The organism is Pseudomonas sp. FG13 (assembly GCF_057809755.1).
This window is the reverse complement of the sequence record NZ_JBMDKO010000009.1, coordinates 1-14,123: the sequence shown is the minus strand read 5'-3', so window position 1 is coordinate 14,123 and position 14,123 is coordinate 1. Positions and strand designations below refer to the sequence as shown.

13 protein-coding genes are annotated in these 14,123 nt (G+C 59.9%); 8 read left to right on the top strand and 5 right to left on the bottom strand.

Going from position 1 to position 14,123, the window contains the following annotated elements:
* Positions 1-1,491, bottom strand: coding sequence for a cytosine permease (locus ACODTO_RS10720; RefSeq protein WP_254705015.1), 1,491 nt, complete (start codon positions 1,489-1,491; stop codon positions 1-3).
* 717 nt (positions 1,492-2,208) lie between these two features.
* Between ACODTO_RS10720 and ACODTO_RS10715 the strand changes: the two genes are divergently transcribed.
* Positions 2,209-3,189, top strand: a complete 981-nt coding sequence (locus tag ACODTO_RS10715; RefSeq protein ID WP_052126476.1) for a helix-turn-helix domain-containing protein — start codon at positions 2,209-2,211, stop codon at positions 3,187-3,189.
* Positions 3,190-3,262: 73 nt separating this feature from the next.
* On the opposite strand, the gene ACODTO_RS10710 is transcribed toward ACODTO_RS10715, so the two are convergent.
* Positions 3,263-4,144, bottom strand: coding sequence for an NAD(P)-binding domain-containing protein (locus ACODTO_RS10710; RefSeq protein ID WP_162843612.1), 882 nt, complete (start codon positions 4,142-4,144; stop codon positions 3,263-3,265).
* A gap of 194 nt (positions 4,145-4,338) precedes the next feature.
* Here ACODTO_RS10710 and ACODTO_RS10705 point away from each other — a divergent pair, with 194 nt between their 5' ends.
* The 3 genes from ACODTO_RS10705 to ACODTO_RS10695 are packed head-to-tail and all read left to right on the top strand — an operon-like array spanning position 4,339 to position 6,336.
* Entirely contained in the window at positions 4,339-4,785 is a 447-nt protein-coding gene (locus ACODTO_RS10705) for a cupin domain-containing protein (protein WP_175363630.1), read from the top strand.
* A 34-nt stretch (positions 4,786-4,819) separates the two neighbouring features.
* On the top strand, positions 4,820-5,500 hold the full coding sequence (locus tag ACODTO_RS10700; protein WP_175363631.1) for a type 1 glutamine amidotransferase domain-containing protein: 681 nt from the start codon (positions 4,820-4,822) through the stop codon (positions 5,498-5,500).
* A gap of 44 nt (positions 5,501-5,544) precedes the next feature.
* Positions 5,545-6,336 (top strand): acetoacetate decarboxylase family protein, encoded by a 792-nt coding sequence (locus tag ACODTO_RS10695; RefSeq protein ID WP_175363632.1) that lies wholly within the window; start codon positions 5,545-5,547, stop codon positions 6,334-6,336.
* A gap of 260 nt (positions 6,337-6,596) precedes the next feature.
* Here the strand turns inward: ACODTO_RS10695 and ACODTO_RS10690 are convergent, their stop codons facing one another.
* A complete protein-coding gene (locus tag ACODTO_RS10690) occupies positions 6,597-7,505 on the bottom strand; it encodes a LysR substrate-binding domain-containing protein (protein WP_489106403.1) in 909 nt (302 codons plus the stop codon).
* 181 nt (positions 7,506-7,686) lie between these two features.
* Here ACODTO_RS10690 and ACODTO_RS10685 point away from each other — a divergent pair, with 181 nt between their 5' ends.
* Complete coding sequence (locus ACODTO_RS10685; RefSeq protein ID WP_175363634.1) at positions 7,687-8,979, top strand: dicarboxylate/amino acid:cation symporter; 1,293 nt, start codon at positions 7,687-7,689, stop codon at positions 8,977-8,979.
* 11 nt (positions 8,980-8,990) lie between these two features.
* Positions 8,991-10,454: a cysteate racemase gene (gene cuyB, locus ACODTO_RS10680; protein ID WP_489106402.1), complete on the top strand. Its 1,464-nt coding sequence runs from the start codon at positions 8,991-8,993 to the stop codon at positions 10,452-10,454.
* 201 nt (positions 10,455-10,655) lie between these two features.
* Here the strand turns inward: cuyB and ACODTO_RS10675 are convergent, their stop codons facing one another.
* Positions 10,656-11,555, bottom strand: a complete 900-nt coding sequence (locus ACODTO_RS10675) for an AraC family transcriptional regulator (RefSeq protein ID WP_489106401.1) — start codon at positions 11,553-11,555, stop codon at positions 10,656-10,658.
* A gap of 246 nt (positions 11,556-11,801) precedes the next feature.
* Between ACODTO_RS10675 and ACODTO_RS10670 the strand changes: the two genes are divergently transcribed.
* The gene (locus tag ACODTO_RS10670) at positions 11,802-13,037 is read left to right on the top strand and encodes an MFS transporter (RefSeq protein WP_489106400.1); all 1,236 of its coding nucleotides are present in this window, start codon (positions 11,802-11,804) and stop codon (positions 13,035-13,037) included.
* 128 nt (positions 13,038-13,165) lie between these two features.
* Positions 13,166-13,414 carry a hypothetical protein gene (locus ACODTO_RS10665; RefSeq protein WP_489106399.1) on the top strand — a complete coding sequence of 83 codons (249 nt, stop codon included), beginning with the start codon at positions 13,166-13,168 and terminating at the stop codon, positions 13,412-13,414.
* Here the strand turns inward: ACODTO_RS10665 and ACODTO_RS10660 are convergent.
* On the bottom strand, positions 13,411-13,902 hold the full coding sequence (locus tag ACODTO_RS10660; protein ID WP_139648734.1) for a hypothetical protein: 492 nt from the start codon (positions 13,900-13,902) through the stop codon (positions 13,411-13,413). The two genes, ACODTO_RS10665 and ACODTO_RS10660, sit on opposite strands and share 4 nt — an antisense overlap.
* Positions 13,903-14,123 lie beyond the last annotated feature (221 nt).

Below are 14,123 nucleotides of genomic sequence, written 5' to 3'. Positions count from 1 at the left end.
TCAAAGGCTGACTTTCAAGGTCCCAGGTTTGGGTTGGGGATCCAGCGTAGGTTGGCTCAAGACCAGTGCGCGGGCGTAATGACCTTTGCCCAGGGGAGCCAGGATCATACGGGCCGCCAGGTAGTAGGCCAGTCCGGAAATGGCAATCACCGGTATGGAGGCGCCGAAATATCGGAACGATTCACTCATCGCCACCGTTACCGGGTTGTACAACGCGAGGTATCCCGCCACTGCAACGATGCTGATAACGACGGCTGCCCAGTTGATCCCGCCCCAGTAGGCGTAATGACTGTTATGAGTGGCAAACAGGCTGGGTGCGTCGAGTTGTTCACGTCTCAATACGAAGTAGTCCACCAGGGTAATGCCCGAGATGCCCACGAACATCACGCCGTTATAGGACAGCCAGCTCATCACGTTGGATAACAACCATTCGGTTTCGAACGCGAAGTACAGGCCCGGCAACAGTAACAGGGCGAGAAGCAACTCCCACTTCAAGCGCGCGAAAAACTTCACTTGCTGGATCGAGACCCCTGCCAGATAGATCATCACGACCATGGTGGCGATATTGGCTGTCAGCACGATGGTCATGACGATGGAGCCGAATATCGATCCGCCCACGGCGATCATCCAGATCGTCGGGTCGTAGGTGCCGGCACTGATGGCTGCAAGGGCCGCAACGGTGGAAACAACGGCGGCGCCAAGAATGCCCACGCCGATAATGGACGGCCCCATGACATGATTCTTATGTTTGACCAGACGGGTAAGGCCGCCCATGACCGGCCACCAGGTCATGGCGTTGGACACACCAAACTCGACGGCCAGCGCCAGGCCCTGGACAGGGTCGTGGGAAAGCATCTGGTCGGCTGGCAACTGGTTGTGCCAGAGGTTTTCCAGACCGAATTTATGCACGAGGATGCCGAACATCACCAAGGTGATCAGCATGTGTAAAGGCCCGATGAAACCGTTGAGGCGTTCGAACAGCTTCGGCCCCTTGCTCGCGATGATCCAGACCAGGAACAGCGTTGCCAGTGCGACACCTATCACCAGATGCTCATGGGAATCCCCCGTCACCTGACTGCCTGTGATAGTGGCCGCTACGTTCGCGGCACCCCTGGCAGTGAGCGCTTCCACCACGTAGGACCAACCGATCAACGTGGCCAGCAGCCCGAACAGCGGAATGACGATGCCACGGTAGCCGAATGAAGGTTTGGCGGTGTCGATGGGGTCGGTGCCATATTTGAAACTCGGGACGCCGGAGGCCAGCGACACCAACGCCATGCCGATGATCAAGCCGATGGTGTAGCCCATTACCCCCAGCCGCCAATCCCCTACGAACGGCAGGTAGCTGCCGATCAGGAAGGCCCAGGTCGCCGCACTGAATGCGCAGCATGTCCAAAGGAAAGAACCGTAGGTCTTGTAGACCCGATTGCCGGCCAGAACGGGCAAGCGGCCCGCCAGGGCTTCTTGTTCGACACTGTTTGAACTGGTCATGCGTTTGCTCCTACAGCCAGCAAGGTACCGACCCACAGGGCAGCCCCGAAGAGGATCCACAGAGACGCCTCTCGAACCAGCGATGCACCACTGCTCCAGCATTCGGAGGAGGTGTGTTCGGCCTGGTTCAGGGCCTCCAGTTGTTTCAACAGGTCCCTGTTCAAGCTCGCGCTTGTACTCATCATTCCTGTGCTGTGTTCAACGTCAGCTTTGCTCATGTCGTTGCTCTCTGGACGAGTTCTTGCGATGCCGTCCGCTTTGGCTGTTCTGGAAAATTATTATGGCAGCGGTAATCAATGTTTCCGGGCGCCGCCGAAACGTGTCCGGCAGCGCCCTGGATTCCAGCCTACGCCCAGCCCCTGTTGCCCCGTATCCATTTTTGGCAATCGATGACGGCGATGAATAACAACACCAGGCGTAAAGCGGGTTTGTCCGTGAGTGTGTCGTTTCTTCTCGAAATGGATGTCGGCTTTTGAGTAAAAACGCATCAAGTTGGGTCATGTGACCAATTTTTTGTTCCGGTGATGATGCGGCTGCTCGAACAACGATGGGTTTATCCTGAAAAGGGGGACTCGTGGTCATGGGCCAGGGCTTGGTATAGACGCTTGAGCGGCCATCCAGAATCCGCCCCGATGCCTCGAAGGCTCTTGTCGGTCCTTCGCGGTATGAAGATTGCTAAGAGATGAACGTCGACCTTGTATCTGCGAGTCCCGTGTCATGCCCATGCCAACCCGTCAACCCGACACCCAGTTCCGTTTCCTGGAATCCCATGATGCGTTCGAACATGCCGGCGGCCTGGAAGAGTGGGATGACAACCGCTACCACCAATTGGAGAAAAGGGCCCGTTTTCACGGGGCGATCGCCAGCCATTCAATTGCGGGAAAAGTGCAGGTCACCCGCGAGACGATGGAGAGCCCTTACATCGAGCAGATCTGCCATGTGCCGCTCGATTCAATCGTCATCGTTAACGTGCGATCCAGCGCAGACGTATTGCTCAATGGCCGATACGTGAACGCCAATACCTTCCACATTTCTTCCGGCCGGTCGTTTCACTCGGTGTCGAGGGCGCCTATCGAGGCCCTGATGCTGACAGTAAAAAAATCGGACTTCCTGGAGCAGTTCAGGACCGACGGTCACTTGAACATCGACGCGAAACCCTTCGAACGGTTTATCCAACCGTCCTCCGAAACGCAGATCGATTTCGAAACGAACCTGAAGTTGCATCTGAGCCACGTGCAATCAGGCTGCGCGGACGCTACCGATCGTTCGAGCCTGGCCAACGTATTCGCTTGCGTGCAGGAGATCCTGGACTTCGATACCGGTTCTTCCCGCTTCGTGGTTCCACCGTCTACGCGCACCTATATCGTTGAGAAGAGCTGCGAGTTCTTTGCCCGGCATCTGCAGGATGAAAACATCGGCGTGCTGGATCTGTGCAATCACCTGCGGATCAGCCGTAGGACCCTTCAGTACAGCTTTGAGGACGTCCTGGGCATGACGCCGCTGAATTACATCAGGTCGGTGCGATTGAACACGGCCCGCAAGCTGCTCGTGCAGTCGCCTTCGGACACCATCCAGGGCGCGGCGCTCGATGCGGGTTTCAGTCATCTCGGGAGATTTTCGAAGTATTACCAGGAGTTTTTTGGCGAGCTGCCTTCGCAGACTGTGGGGCGTCTGGGTGCGCACCGGCATCCACACTGAGTGACGCGGTGCTGGGAAAAGGGCTGCTGGGCAGCCCTGGGGAAAAGCTTTTTCGCCAAAGATCTCTAAGCGATTATTTATTTACCTTGGCAACCAGATATTGGGCGTTGAATCCCAGTTCACCATGGCCGGCGTCCCGGGCAATGGTCAGGTCATCGGCCAATGCCGAAATATGGCTGGCCCGCAGGCCGCTCGCCTTCAGCGCGTCCCGCCATTGGATGACGGCATCCAGATACACGTTGACCGTCGCCTGGATGGTGCCGAACTCATTCGCTTCAATTTCCTTGATGCTTTTCTGCACTTTGTAACGCAGCAGGTCCAGCATCTTGTCGGCAAACTCCGACAACTGTCCGGCACTCACACCTTGTGTCTTGGCATAGGCCGCCGCTTCGAGAAACCCGGCCAGGCCGACGGCGTAGAAACTGCCTGTCATCGCCGCGTCGACGATGGGCGGCACGCTCAGGTTTTCACCGGTATAGATCGTGCCCTGGGGGGCCATGGGTTTTACGGTGTCCGCGATTGCTTCCCACACGGCCGGCGCGCAAGCGTATTGAATGGCCGTGTAGGGGCCACCAATCAGATCCGGGTACGACGAAATCGCCGCGTTGATGAAGGTGCCGCCGTGGCTTTCAACGATGGCGCGATAGCGCTCGCCGTCTTCGGGCATTGCCGTGCTGAGGTTGGCGATGAAGCGGCCATTCAGATCGAGGTCGGCAATGTTGCGCTCGATGAGCGCTGCACCGCCGGCCGCACTGCTGATGATCATGATGGTCAGCTCGCTGGCATGCACAGCGTCGACGAAGGAGGGGGCCAGCGTCGCGCCCTTGGCGACCAGATGGCGCGTGGCTTCAGGGCGACCGTCCCATACCGTGACGTTGCGACCGGCCGCCAGCAGTGTGCTGGCCAGGCCCGAGCCCATCATGCCGGTGCCGATTACCGTTATTGTTTTAGCCATTCTCAAATTCCTCATAGATGACGAGACGTGCCCGCTGGGTGGTCTACGAGGCAAAAGCTAAGGGCATAACGTCTGGTTCAATAGCCAATTTCGGCAAGGGAGCAAGGGCTGGCACGATTGCCAATTCTGGATAGGTACGAGGAAGTCCCGAGGGTAGCTTGAGGCCATCGAAACCGGAAACCGCGAGGCCTGAAATGAATACGATCCAGAAACCCCAAGACGCTTACGTGCAAGTCGATCAAGTCGAATGGCAGGACTTTCCCGCGCAATTCCATACCGGTGGGGTGAAGTGGAAATTGCTGCATGTGTCGCCGGAATTCGGCATCTGGACCGTGATGTTTTTCTGCCCCAATGGCTCGATCCTGATGCCGCACATTCACCACGGCCCCGCCGAAGGCTACGTGTTCGAAGGCATCCTCGAGTTGCGCGGCGGCCCGGAAAATGGCGGCGCGCTGTGCGTCAAGCATGGCTTCCTCTACGAAGCGACCGGCGCCGAGCATGAGGAAACCAAAATGCTCGCGGACACCACGTTCATTCTGCAGATGGTCGGCCCGATCACTTGGCAAACCCCGGATGGACAAGAGATCAACCAGACCTGGTCCACCGCCCAGGACTTGTGGGACCAGCAGACCGCTGCCTGACATTTACCGTTTTGCTGATTCTGGAGGGCCTGCGATGAGCGTTCTATTTGTACTGACTTCCCACGATGCATTCGGTGATACCGGACGCAAGACCGGCCTATGGCTCGAAGAGTTTCTGGCGCCTTATTACCGTTTTATCGACGCCGGCCTGGCGGTGCGCCTGGCTTCCCCGAAAGGCGGCAGGGTCCCGGTGGACCCGGCTTCGGTGGAGGCATTGAAGGACAGTGCGCTGTATCAGCGCTATGCCTCGGATGCGGTCCTGGGAGAGCGTATGAATTCCACCGTCAGACTGTCCGCGGTCAACGCAGGGGACGTCAGTGCATTGGTTTATCCCGGTGGGCACGGTCCGTTGTGGGACCTGCGCGACAACCCGGCGTCTGTGGCGCTGATCGAATCGTTCAGCGGCTCGGACAAGCCTGTCGCGACCATCTGCCATGCCGGCTGCGCCCTGCTGGATGCGCGCAAAAGCGATGGACGCCCCTTGGTCGAGGGGCTCCAGGTCACGGCATTCAGTGATAGCGAAGAAGCCGCCGTCGGTTTGGACAAAGCCGTGCCTTATCTGGTTGAAGCCGACATGAGAGCGCTCGGGGCGGTGTATTCAAAGGCCGGCGATTGGGAGAGCCATGTGGTGGTGTCCGGATCACTGGTGACCGGTCAGAACCCGGCGTCTTCGCTGGGTGTCGCCGATGCGGTGATGAAACTTCTGAAGCGCTGATTCACCAGGGCCTTCAACCAAAAACAATTATGGGAACCACTGCCATGAGCTTTGTGAAAACGAAAGAAGAGCTTCAGGAAATCCAGAGAATTCTCGCCCAGGGTCGCTGCACGATCGAAGGGATTTCGATTGAATTCGAAACCACCTTCGAGTTCCTGCGTACCGTGCTGCCACCGTGTTTTGATCTGCCGGCGACACCCACTGCCATCGCCAGTGTCTCGCGTTGGCAGAGCGAACTGTGCGGCGAGTTCGATTGCGGCATCATCGCGCTCAATTGCCGCTACCAGGAGCTCGAAGGCACCACCATGCTGGTATTGATTGTCAGCGGGGACATGCCCGTGACGATCGGACGCGAGATGTGGGGGGAGGCCAAGAAGACCGGCATCGCCCAAGTCTATCGGGATGGGCATCAAGGGTACGGCTTCTGTGAGCGCAACGGTACACGCTTGATCGAGATCGAAGCCGAGTTCGGAGAGGACCTGGGTCCTTCGAGCAGCGAAAGTTACGACTTCGAAATCAAGGCGGTGCCGCACTCTTCAGGCTATGGGCTGCAGCATGACCCGATCCTGAATTGCATGAAGAATCAGGAACATCTCCGGGTGAAGCGAGCAGGCAAGGGCACGCTCAAGCTCAAGGGCACGGCGTGGGATTCGCTCGACACTATTCCAATCGTCTCGGTCGGTACCGCCTGGTACACCGAGGGCGAGTCGACCTGGACGGTGCCGCGCCTGGACGTCCTGCCTGATCGGGATGCGTACTTGCCTTTCGTCTACGGCCAGAAATTCGACGACTTCCGCCTGTTCCGCAAGCCGGCACGCTTCCAGAACGCTCAGTAAGGGAACGCTCTGTCCTTCGGTCATGAGGTCTGGAGGGCATTTTGGGCGCCTGCCGGGTGATGCAGTGGGTAAGTCAAGTGACAACCTGTGGGAGCAAAGCTTGTTCGCGATAGCGGTGAATCAGTCAAAGCCGTTGTCGACTGACATGCCCCCATCGCGAGCAAGCTCGGCTTCCAGAGGATTCTCGTCGCTGATACTTAACGGACTGACATCAACTGAAAGGCGCTCTTTTTTTGTCCCTGGAAAGTCAACCGGCCTGATCAGCGCAACGAAGCCCCCTCCAACGTCTTCCACAACTTGCGCATCGTCGGGTTCCGATTGGCAATCGCACAGTACGAGCGAATCTCCAGCTGCGTGCTCCATTCGTCGCCCCCGGCCCTGACCAACAACCCTCGCTCCAACTCATCGGCTACCGCGCTTTGCGGCAACCAGGCCACGCCATAGCCTTCGACCGCCATGCGCATCAGCAGCATCGCCATGTCGGCCTCGTAGCAACGCTCCAGTGCCGTCGGCGCGGGACCGTTCTTGATGACGATGTCGGCGACGCGGCCGAGGAAGGTGGTGGCGGTGTAGGCCAGGTAGGGCACCGGTTTGCCGGCACGGCCGGGCAGGCGGAACAGCGGTTCGCCTTTGGCATTGGGAGCGCACAAGGGGATGAACGCGTCGTGGCCGAGGGCCAGGCTGCCGAAGCGTTCGGCGTCCAGCAGGATGGGGGCGAGCGGATGGTGATAGACCATCATCAAATCGCAATTGCCTTCTTCGAGGGCGATGACGGCGTCATGGATGTTGGCGGCGACGACCCGGGCGTTGAACTGTTCGTTGTGTTGCTGGAATTGGGAGAGCCATTTCGGCAGGAAGGTCATCGAGAGGCTGTGGGCCGCGGTGATCTGGATAGAGCGGCCCGGCATCCGCTCCACGTCGCGTAACGTCGAGCGTAACCGCAGCAGGCCGGCCAATGCGTCCCGACTTTCCTCGCAAAAGGTGATGCCCGCCGCCGTTAGCTGGACGGGGTAGGTGCCGCGGTCTACCAGCTTGACCCCCACCCACTCCTCGAGTGAGCGGATCCGGCGTGACAAGGCCGACTGGGTCACGCAACGAACTTCGGCGGCGCGGGAGAAGTTCTTCCATTCGGCGATCGCCAGCAGGTCATCCAGCCATTTGAGTTGCATGTCCGATCTCCCGTTAAAGATGCGCCAGTTTACGTCGCAATCACCCGGCCCAGCGCGTCCTTCGCATAACTATTCCGAAAGCGCATGAAGGTAGCTGGATTACTCATCATCTCGCCAGATCCGCTCCTTAGAATCGACCTTGCCAAGTAAAAAACTCCAAGAACTACTTGAGGACAGCACCGTGAAGAAAAATAAGCTCCCACGTCGAATTGCAATGGGCATTGCCCTGGGCGTGCTGGTGGGTTGGGCGTGTCACCATTTCGCAGGGAGCGAGCAAAGCGCCAAGGAGATCGCCGGTTACTTTTCGATGGTCACCGACATTTTCCTGCGCATGATCAAGATGATCATCGCCCCCCTGGTGTTCGCGACGCTGGTCGGCGGTATCGCCAGCATGGGCAACTCCCGTTCCGTCGGGCGCATCGGTGCCCGAGCCATGGCCTGGTTCGTGACGGCGTCAATCGTTTCGCTGCTGATCGGGATGGGGCTGGTGAATCTGTTTCAGCCGGGCGCCGGGCTGAACCTGGACGTCGCGCAGCATGCGACCGCTGCGGTGTCGGTCAATACCGGTGATTTCAGCCTCAAGGCCTTCATCGGCCACGTGTTCCCCCGCAGCATCGCCGAAGCCATGGCGAACAACGAGATTCTGCAGATCGTGGTGTTTTCGCTGTTCTTTGGCTTCGCACTGGCTGGCGTCAAGCGGGCAGGCTACACCCGGATCACAGACGCTATCGAAGAGCTGGCGAAGGTGATGTTCAAGATCACCGACTACGTCATGGCTTTCGCGCCGATTGGCGTGTTTGCCGCCATCGCTTCGGCGATCACCACCCAGGGCCTCGGTTTGCTGGTCGACTATGGCAAGCTGATCGGCGAGTTCTACCTGGGCATCCTGATCCTCTGGACACTGTTGTTCGGTGCCGGCTACCTGTTCCTCGGACGCGCCGTGTTCCGGCTCGGCAAGCTCATCCGCGAGCCGATTCTCCTGGCCTTTTCCACCGCCAGCAGCGAGTCCGCCTACCCGAAAACCATCGAGGCGCTGGAGAAGTTCGGCGCGCCCAAGCGTGTCTCCAGCTTCGTATTGCCCCTGGGGTATTCGTTCAACCTGGACGGCTCGATGATGTACCAGGCCTTCGCCATCCTGTTCATCGCCCAGGCCTACAACATTGACCTCAGTTTCACTCAGCAGATGTTGATTCTCCTGACGCTCATGATCACCAGCAAAGGCATGGCCGGCGTGGCCCGCGCCTCGGTCGTCGTGGTCGCGGCCACACTGCCGATGTTCAATCTTCCCGAGGCGGGGTTGTTGCTGATCATCGGTATCGACCAGTTCCTGGACATGGCACGCACAGCCACCAACGTGGTGGGCAACAGCATCGCAACGGCGGTGGTCGCTCAATCCGAACCTCACGAGGAGGCGGTCGAGGATCGAGACACTGCCCCCGTCCGGTCTCGATCCGAACCGGTTCCGGTTGTGTAGGGAGCAACCTCATGAAGGTGAAAGCGAAGTCGACCCAGCAAGCGCCTGCGGTTCGGAAGCTGGGCATCGTCGGCGGGCTTGGCTCACTGGCCGGTGGCGATCTGTTCTACAAGCTGGTCAAGTCCAGGGCGGTGCTTGAGGATCAGGGCCGCTACCATTTTCTGGTCGAGCAGCACCCGTTCAAGGACGTGCTGCTGCCCCTGGACACGAGTGCGAGCATGACGTCGCGCAAGTTCTATGTGTTCCAGGTGTGCAAGTCGTTCGAGGCCAATGGTTTCGACGCGGTGATGCTTCCATGCTTCGCCAGCCATACCTTCCGCGCGGAAATCCAGGACGAGCTGGGCATTGCGGTGCTGGACATGATGGCGGCCCTGGCCCGGCACGTCAGGCGCACCGTCCGGCCGGGGGCAACGCTGGGTGTCATCGGCTCCGACTTCGTGCGTCACTGTGGATTGTTCGAACGGTACTTCTCGCAGGATTACCGGATCGTTTATCCCGATGCCGAGGCTCAGTCGGCTTTGATGGAGGCCATGTACGGTCTTGACGGCATCAAGGACGGTCACCTGGAGGGCGCGCCGCTGGAGGTGCTGCATCAGGCGTGCTTGTCGTTGCAGGCTCAGGGGGCGACGGTGATGCTTCCCGGCATGACCGAGCTTTCATTGGTCTGTGCCGAGTTGCAGCGAAGGGGTATGGCGGTGCTGGACATCAACTCGATCTACGCTGACTTCGCGACGCAGCAGCGGACGTCGCCAAGTCCACCGAGCTTCAAGCTGGGCATCATGGGCGGTGTCGGGCCTGCCGCCACGGTGGATTTCATGGCCAAGGTGGTGGCTCATACGCCGGCGGACAGGGACCAGGACCACATCAGGATGGTGGTCGAACAGAACCCGCAGATACCGGATCGGACGGCCAACCTGCTGCGGGGTGAAACCGATCCGACCCTGGCGATGTATGCCACCTGCAAGCGCCTCGAAACCGCGGGCGTCAACGCCATCGCGATTCCCTGCAACACCGCCCATGCCTTTGTCGAACGCATCCAGGCGAACCTGCGGGTGCCCATCGTGAATATGTTGAGCGAGACCGTGGAGTGGATCCTGCACCGATACGGGGCGGGCAAGATCATCGGGCTCCTGGCGACTTCCGGCACGGTACAGAGCCAGGTCTATCACCAGGCCGCACGCCGCGCCGGGCTGCAGATCCTGACGCCGGGGGTCGATTATCAGGCCATGGTCATGGACGCTATCTACGGGCCGCGGGGAATCAAGGCCGGTTTCACCGACGGGCTGTGCAGGGAACAGTTGCTGCTGGCGGCCGAGCACCTATGCGAACTGGGGGCAGGGGTGTTGATCCTTGGGTGTACGGAGCTGCCCCTGGTGCTCGAACACGGCGAGGCGTTTGAAATCAATGGGCACACGGTGGCGTTGGTGGACCCGACGATGATCCTGGCATTGAAGTGCATTGCCCTGGCGAAATGAGGTTGTCCTCAACAAGACTTAGCCTGTGGTGTTTCACCTGAGCAAACACACAACATACTGTGGCGAGGGGATTTATCCCCGCTGGGTTGCGAAGCAGCCCTGAACCCTGGCACCTCGATGTACCAGACAGATTATGTTTGGCTGTCTTGGGGTTGCTTCGCAACCCAGCGGGGATAAATCCCCTCGCCACAGTGTTTTGCATTAAGCCTTGTTCCGTAGCCCGGCAATATCTCGCTTGGGCGGCGCACCAAACAAGCGGCCATATTCGCGACTGAACTGGGACGGGCTTTCATAGCCCACCTTGAAGGCCGCGCTCGCCACATCCATGTGTTCGTTGAGCATCAGGCGTTTCGCTTCGTTCAGCCGCAGCCATTTCTGGTATTGCAGCGGGCTCATCGCGGTGAGTTGGCGGAAGTGATGGTGGAACGTGGGGCCGCTCATCTGCACACTCGCCGCAAGGTCTTCCACGCGGATCGGGTCGGTGTAGTTCAATTTCAGCCAGTCGATGGCCTTGGCGATCCGGTAGCCCTGGCTGTCCACGGAGGCGATCTGCCGCAGCCGGGCAGCTTGTTCGCTCATCAACAGACGATAATGGATTTCCCTCTGGATCAGTGGCGCGAGGACCGGAATCGCGTCGGGTTCATCCAGCAGGCCCAGCAGGCGTATGAATGGCGCGAGCAGCTCGGGCGTCACCGCGCCGATGTTCGCGCCGACGCCGACGGGGCGATCCCGACCGGGTGCCAGGCTGCCTTGGGCGACCAGGTCGGCGACCAGGCGCAAGTCGAGCTTGAAGACCAGTCCCAGACAGGGGTGCTCCGGGCTGGCCTGGGTCACCTCGGAATCGGCGGGCAGGTCCAGCGAGGTGATAAGGAAGCGCGAGGCATCGTAGCCATAGGCCTCGCCGCCGAGCCACAGTTGCTTCGCACCCTGGGCCACGAGGACGATGCTCGGTTCGATCATGCAGATGGCAGGCGGCGCGGGGGCATCACGGCGAAACAGGCTGAGGCCGGCGATCGAGGTTGCATAGTCCCCCGTCCGCAGGGCCCGCGCGCCAATGTTGTCGGCGAGTGTCTTTTGCAACGATGTGCGCCGGGTCGTCATGGTGTGCTCAGATTTCAGGTTGGGTTGATAGCTTTAGGCAGAACATTACCTCGCCAAGCGAAGCGCTGACTATATGTCGCGTGCAGGTTCACAGAATCGGGCAAGAATTACAGAGAAATACTCTACCGGTCATCTAGAGATAACCGCTGAAATGGGCGTGTGCTGCGGTGCTGTTCCCGAGGCCCGAGCGGACCCGCTCTTGCGGCGCAGCAAAAGCGTTTACCTCAGCGACAGGATGCATACTCGATGACCGATACCTCTTTGCCGAAATCACACGGCCAACCCGCATGGAGTGCCGTGCTTGCCATGGCGCTCGCCGCGTTCGCGCTCGTAGCGTCGGAATTCATGCCGGTCAGCCTGCTGACGCCGATAGCAGCGGATCTGCATGTCAGCGAGGGGCAGGCCGGCCAGGGCATTGCCGTGTCCGGCGCCTTCGCGCTGATCACCAGTCTGTTCATTGCCTCGATTGCGGCCAGGATCGACCGTAAATGGCTGCTGTCGGCCCTGACACTGCTGATGATCCTCTCCGGGACGGTGGTCGCGCTGGCGCCTGATTACCTGACGTTCATGGCGGGACGCGCCTTGATCGGGGTTGCAATCGGTGGCTTCTGGTCGCTGTCGGCGGCCACGGCCATGCGACTGGTACCGGACAATCATCTGCCGCGTGCCTTGGCTATCGTCAATGGCGGCAACGCCCTGGCGACGGTGGTGGCGGCGCCGTTGGGCAGTTTCCTGGGCGCGATCATCGGTTGGCGTGGCGCGTTCTTCTGCATCGTGCCCGTGGCTGCGATTGCCCTGGTCTGGCTGCTGTTGCGGATGCCGACAATGCGGGTCCGGCACTCGCAGACGAAGCAGGGCAGCAGCAATGTCTTCAGGCTGATGACCCGGGCGCCGGTTGCATGGGGCATGTTGGCGGTCAGCACGTTTTTCATGGGGCAGTTCATGCTGTTCACTTACCTGCGTCCGTTCCTCGAAAGCGTGACCCAAGTGAGCGTCTCCCTGCTTTCGTTCATGTTGCTGGTCATCGGCGTGGCCGGTTTCCTGGGCACTTTCCTGATTGGCGCATTTCTGAAGAAGGGCTTGTATCGGACTCTGATCATAATCCCCTTGTTGATGGCGGCGATTGCCATTGCGCTGGTGGGGTTCGGCGCGTCCGCGGTTGCCACGACCGTCTTGCTGGGATTATGGGGACTGGTGGCGACTGCCGCGCCTGTCGGGTGGTGGACCTGGCTGGCGCGAACACTGCCGGACGATGCAGAGGCCGGAGGCGGGCTGATGGTGGCAATCGTCCAGCTCGCCATCGGGTCGGGCGCGACGGTCGGTGGTCTTCTGTTTGATCTGAACGGCTACCAGGCGACCTTCGAAACCAGTGCGGCGGTGCTGGGCGTTGCCGCCATCCTGACCATGCTGGCTGGCCGCGCTACGGCTCGGGAGTCGTTAGCGATGCCGAGCACCGCGGCATTCAGCGCGGTGGGTAGCTGAGCAAGTCAGCTGACCGTTGAGCGCTTGCGGTTGGTGGCCTATTGATATCTTGGTAAACTCGGCTCTCGCGATCCATCAGGCCGTCAGTTGTGTCTACCGAACGAATTCCCCAGTTGGAGCAAGCCCTTATGGCCGTTATCGCTGCCGCGGGGAAAATGGGTGTCTGCAGCGATGAGCTGTGTGCCCAGGCGGTGGGCGGATTGATGTCCGATCGCTACTGGAGCTGGGCGAATGCCCTCTATGTACAAGGCGCGGCCGATGAGATCGACAACGCCTTGAACAGGCTGGTGGCACGGCCGATGGCGCAAGTGACGTCGCCCGACGCTGAAGTTGGCAGCGGCGTGACACTCCAGTCGGCCTTCCAGGCCAGCAACTAGACTGCGTGCGTTAACCCCAGACCTTCCTCCACCAGCGCAACCAATGCATCTTCGTCCAGTGCCAAGGGCTCGGACTGCGGTTGTCCGTTCGACTGGACATGCCACCGCGATTCACCATGCTCGCCGACGGTTCGCAGAAGACAGCGTGTCTGCCCCTTCAGGTGGATTTCAATACAGCCCTCTCCATGAGAGGAGAAGCGGGCAATCGGGTCGAGCTCGATGCGGTGATGGTTTCCTTCCATCGACAGTCGATCAATGGCGTAGTTGTACGTCGAACCGCTGGAATGGCTTTCGAACACGTGGGTGGGATTGCGCCGAATCGTCAGCCCGGCCTCGCAGACCGGCGCCAGCCAGGTTTCGATCTGGTGGTACAGCTCATAGACCTGGGCGGGCCAATGTTCAATCGCCAGGTCGGCGTTGTTATCCGTATCGGCACGGCTTTGCCGGGTTTGCCTCAGTTTGGCTGCCAGCTCGTCTGCCTTGCTCATGTTAATGCTCCCTGTCGTAGTGATGAGGTGAGCTTAGCTGATGGGGGCAGGGGTTCAGTTGCGTTGGGTCAGGGGAAGGCTTTCGAGTGTAGGGGCGAGCTTGCTCGCGAAGGCGTCAGGCCAGTCAATTCTGGGTGGGTTTATGCACCGCTATCGCGAGCAGGCTCGCTCCCACAGTTGTTTAGCGACGAGCACAATATCTCGGTTCAACACGACTCCCC

Bases quoted from the DNA above. Each gene is read 5' to 3' on its own strand.
- ACODTO_RS10720 (WP_254705015.1), bottom strand. From the start codon at position 1,491: ATGACCAGTTCAAACAGTGTCGAACAAGAAGCCCTGGCGGGCCGCTTG.
- ACODTO_RS10715 (WP_052126476.1), top strand. From the start codon at position 2,209: ATGCCCATGCCAACCCGTCAACCCGACACCCAGTTCCGTTTCCTGGAA.
- ACODTO_RS10710 (WP_162843612.1), bottom strand. From the start codon at position 4,144: ATGGCTAAAACAATAACGGTAATCGGCACCGGCATGATGGGCTCGGGC.
- ACODTO_RS10705 (WP_175363630.1), top strand. From the start codon at position 4,339: ATGAATACGATCCAGAAACCCCAAGACGCTTACGTGCAAGTCGATCAA.
- ACODTO_RS10700 (WP_175363631.1), top strand. From the start codon at position 4,820: ATGAGCGTTCTATTTGTACTGACTTCCCACGATGCATTCGGTGATACC.
- ACODTO_RS10695 (WP_175363632.1), top strand. From the start codon at position 5,545: ATGAGCTTTGTGAAAACGAAAGAAGAGCTTCAGGAAATCCAGAGAATT.
- ACODTO_RS10690 (WP_489106403.1), bottom strand. From the start codon at position 7,505: ATGCAACTCAAATGGCTGGATGACCTGCTGGCGATCGCCGAATGGAAG.
- cuyB (WP_489106402.1), top strand. From the start codon at position 8,991: ATGAAGGTGAAAGCGAAGTCGACCCAGCAAGCGCCTGCGGTTCGGAAG.
- ACODTO_RS10675 (WP_489106401.1), bottom strand. From the start codon at position 11,555: ATGACGACCCGGCGCACATCGTTGCAAAAGACACTCGCCGACAACATT.
- ACODTO_RS10670 (WP_489106400.1), top strand. From the start codon at position 11,802: ATGACCGATACCTCTTTGCCGAAATCACACGGCCAACCCGCATGGAGT.
- ACODTO_RS10665 (WP_489106399.1), top strand. From the start codon at position 13,166: ATGGCCGTTATCGCTGCCGCGGGGAAAATGGGTGTCTGCAGCGATGAG.
- ACODTO_RS10660 (WP_139648734.1), bottom strand. From the start codon at position 13,902: ATGAGCAAGGCAGACGAGCTGGCAGCCAAACTGAGGCAAACCCGGCAA.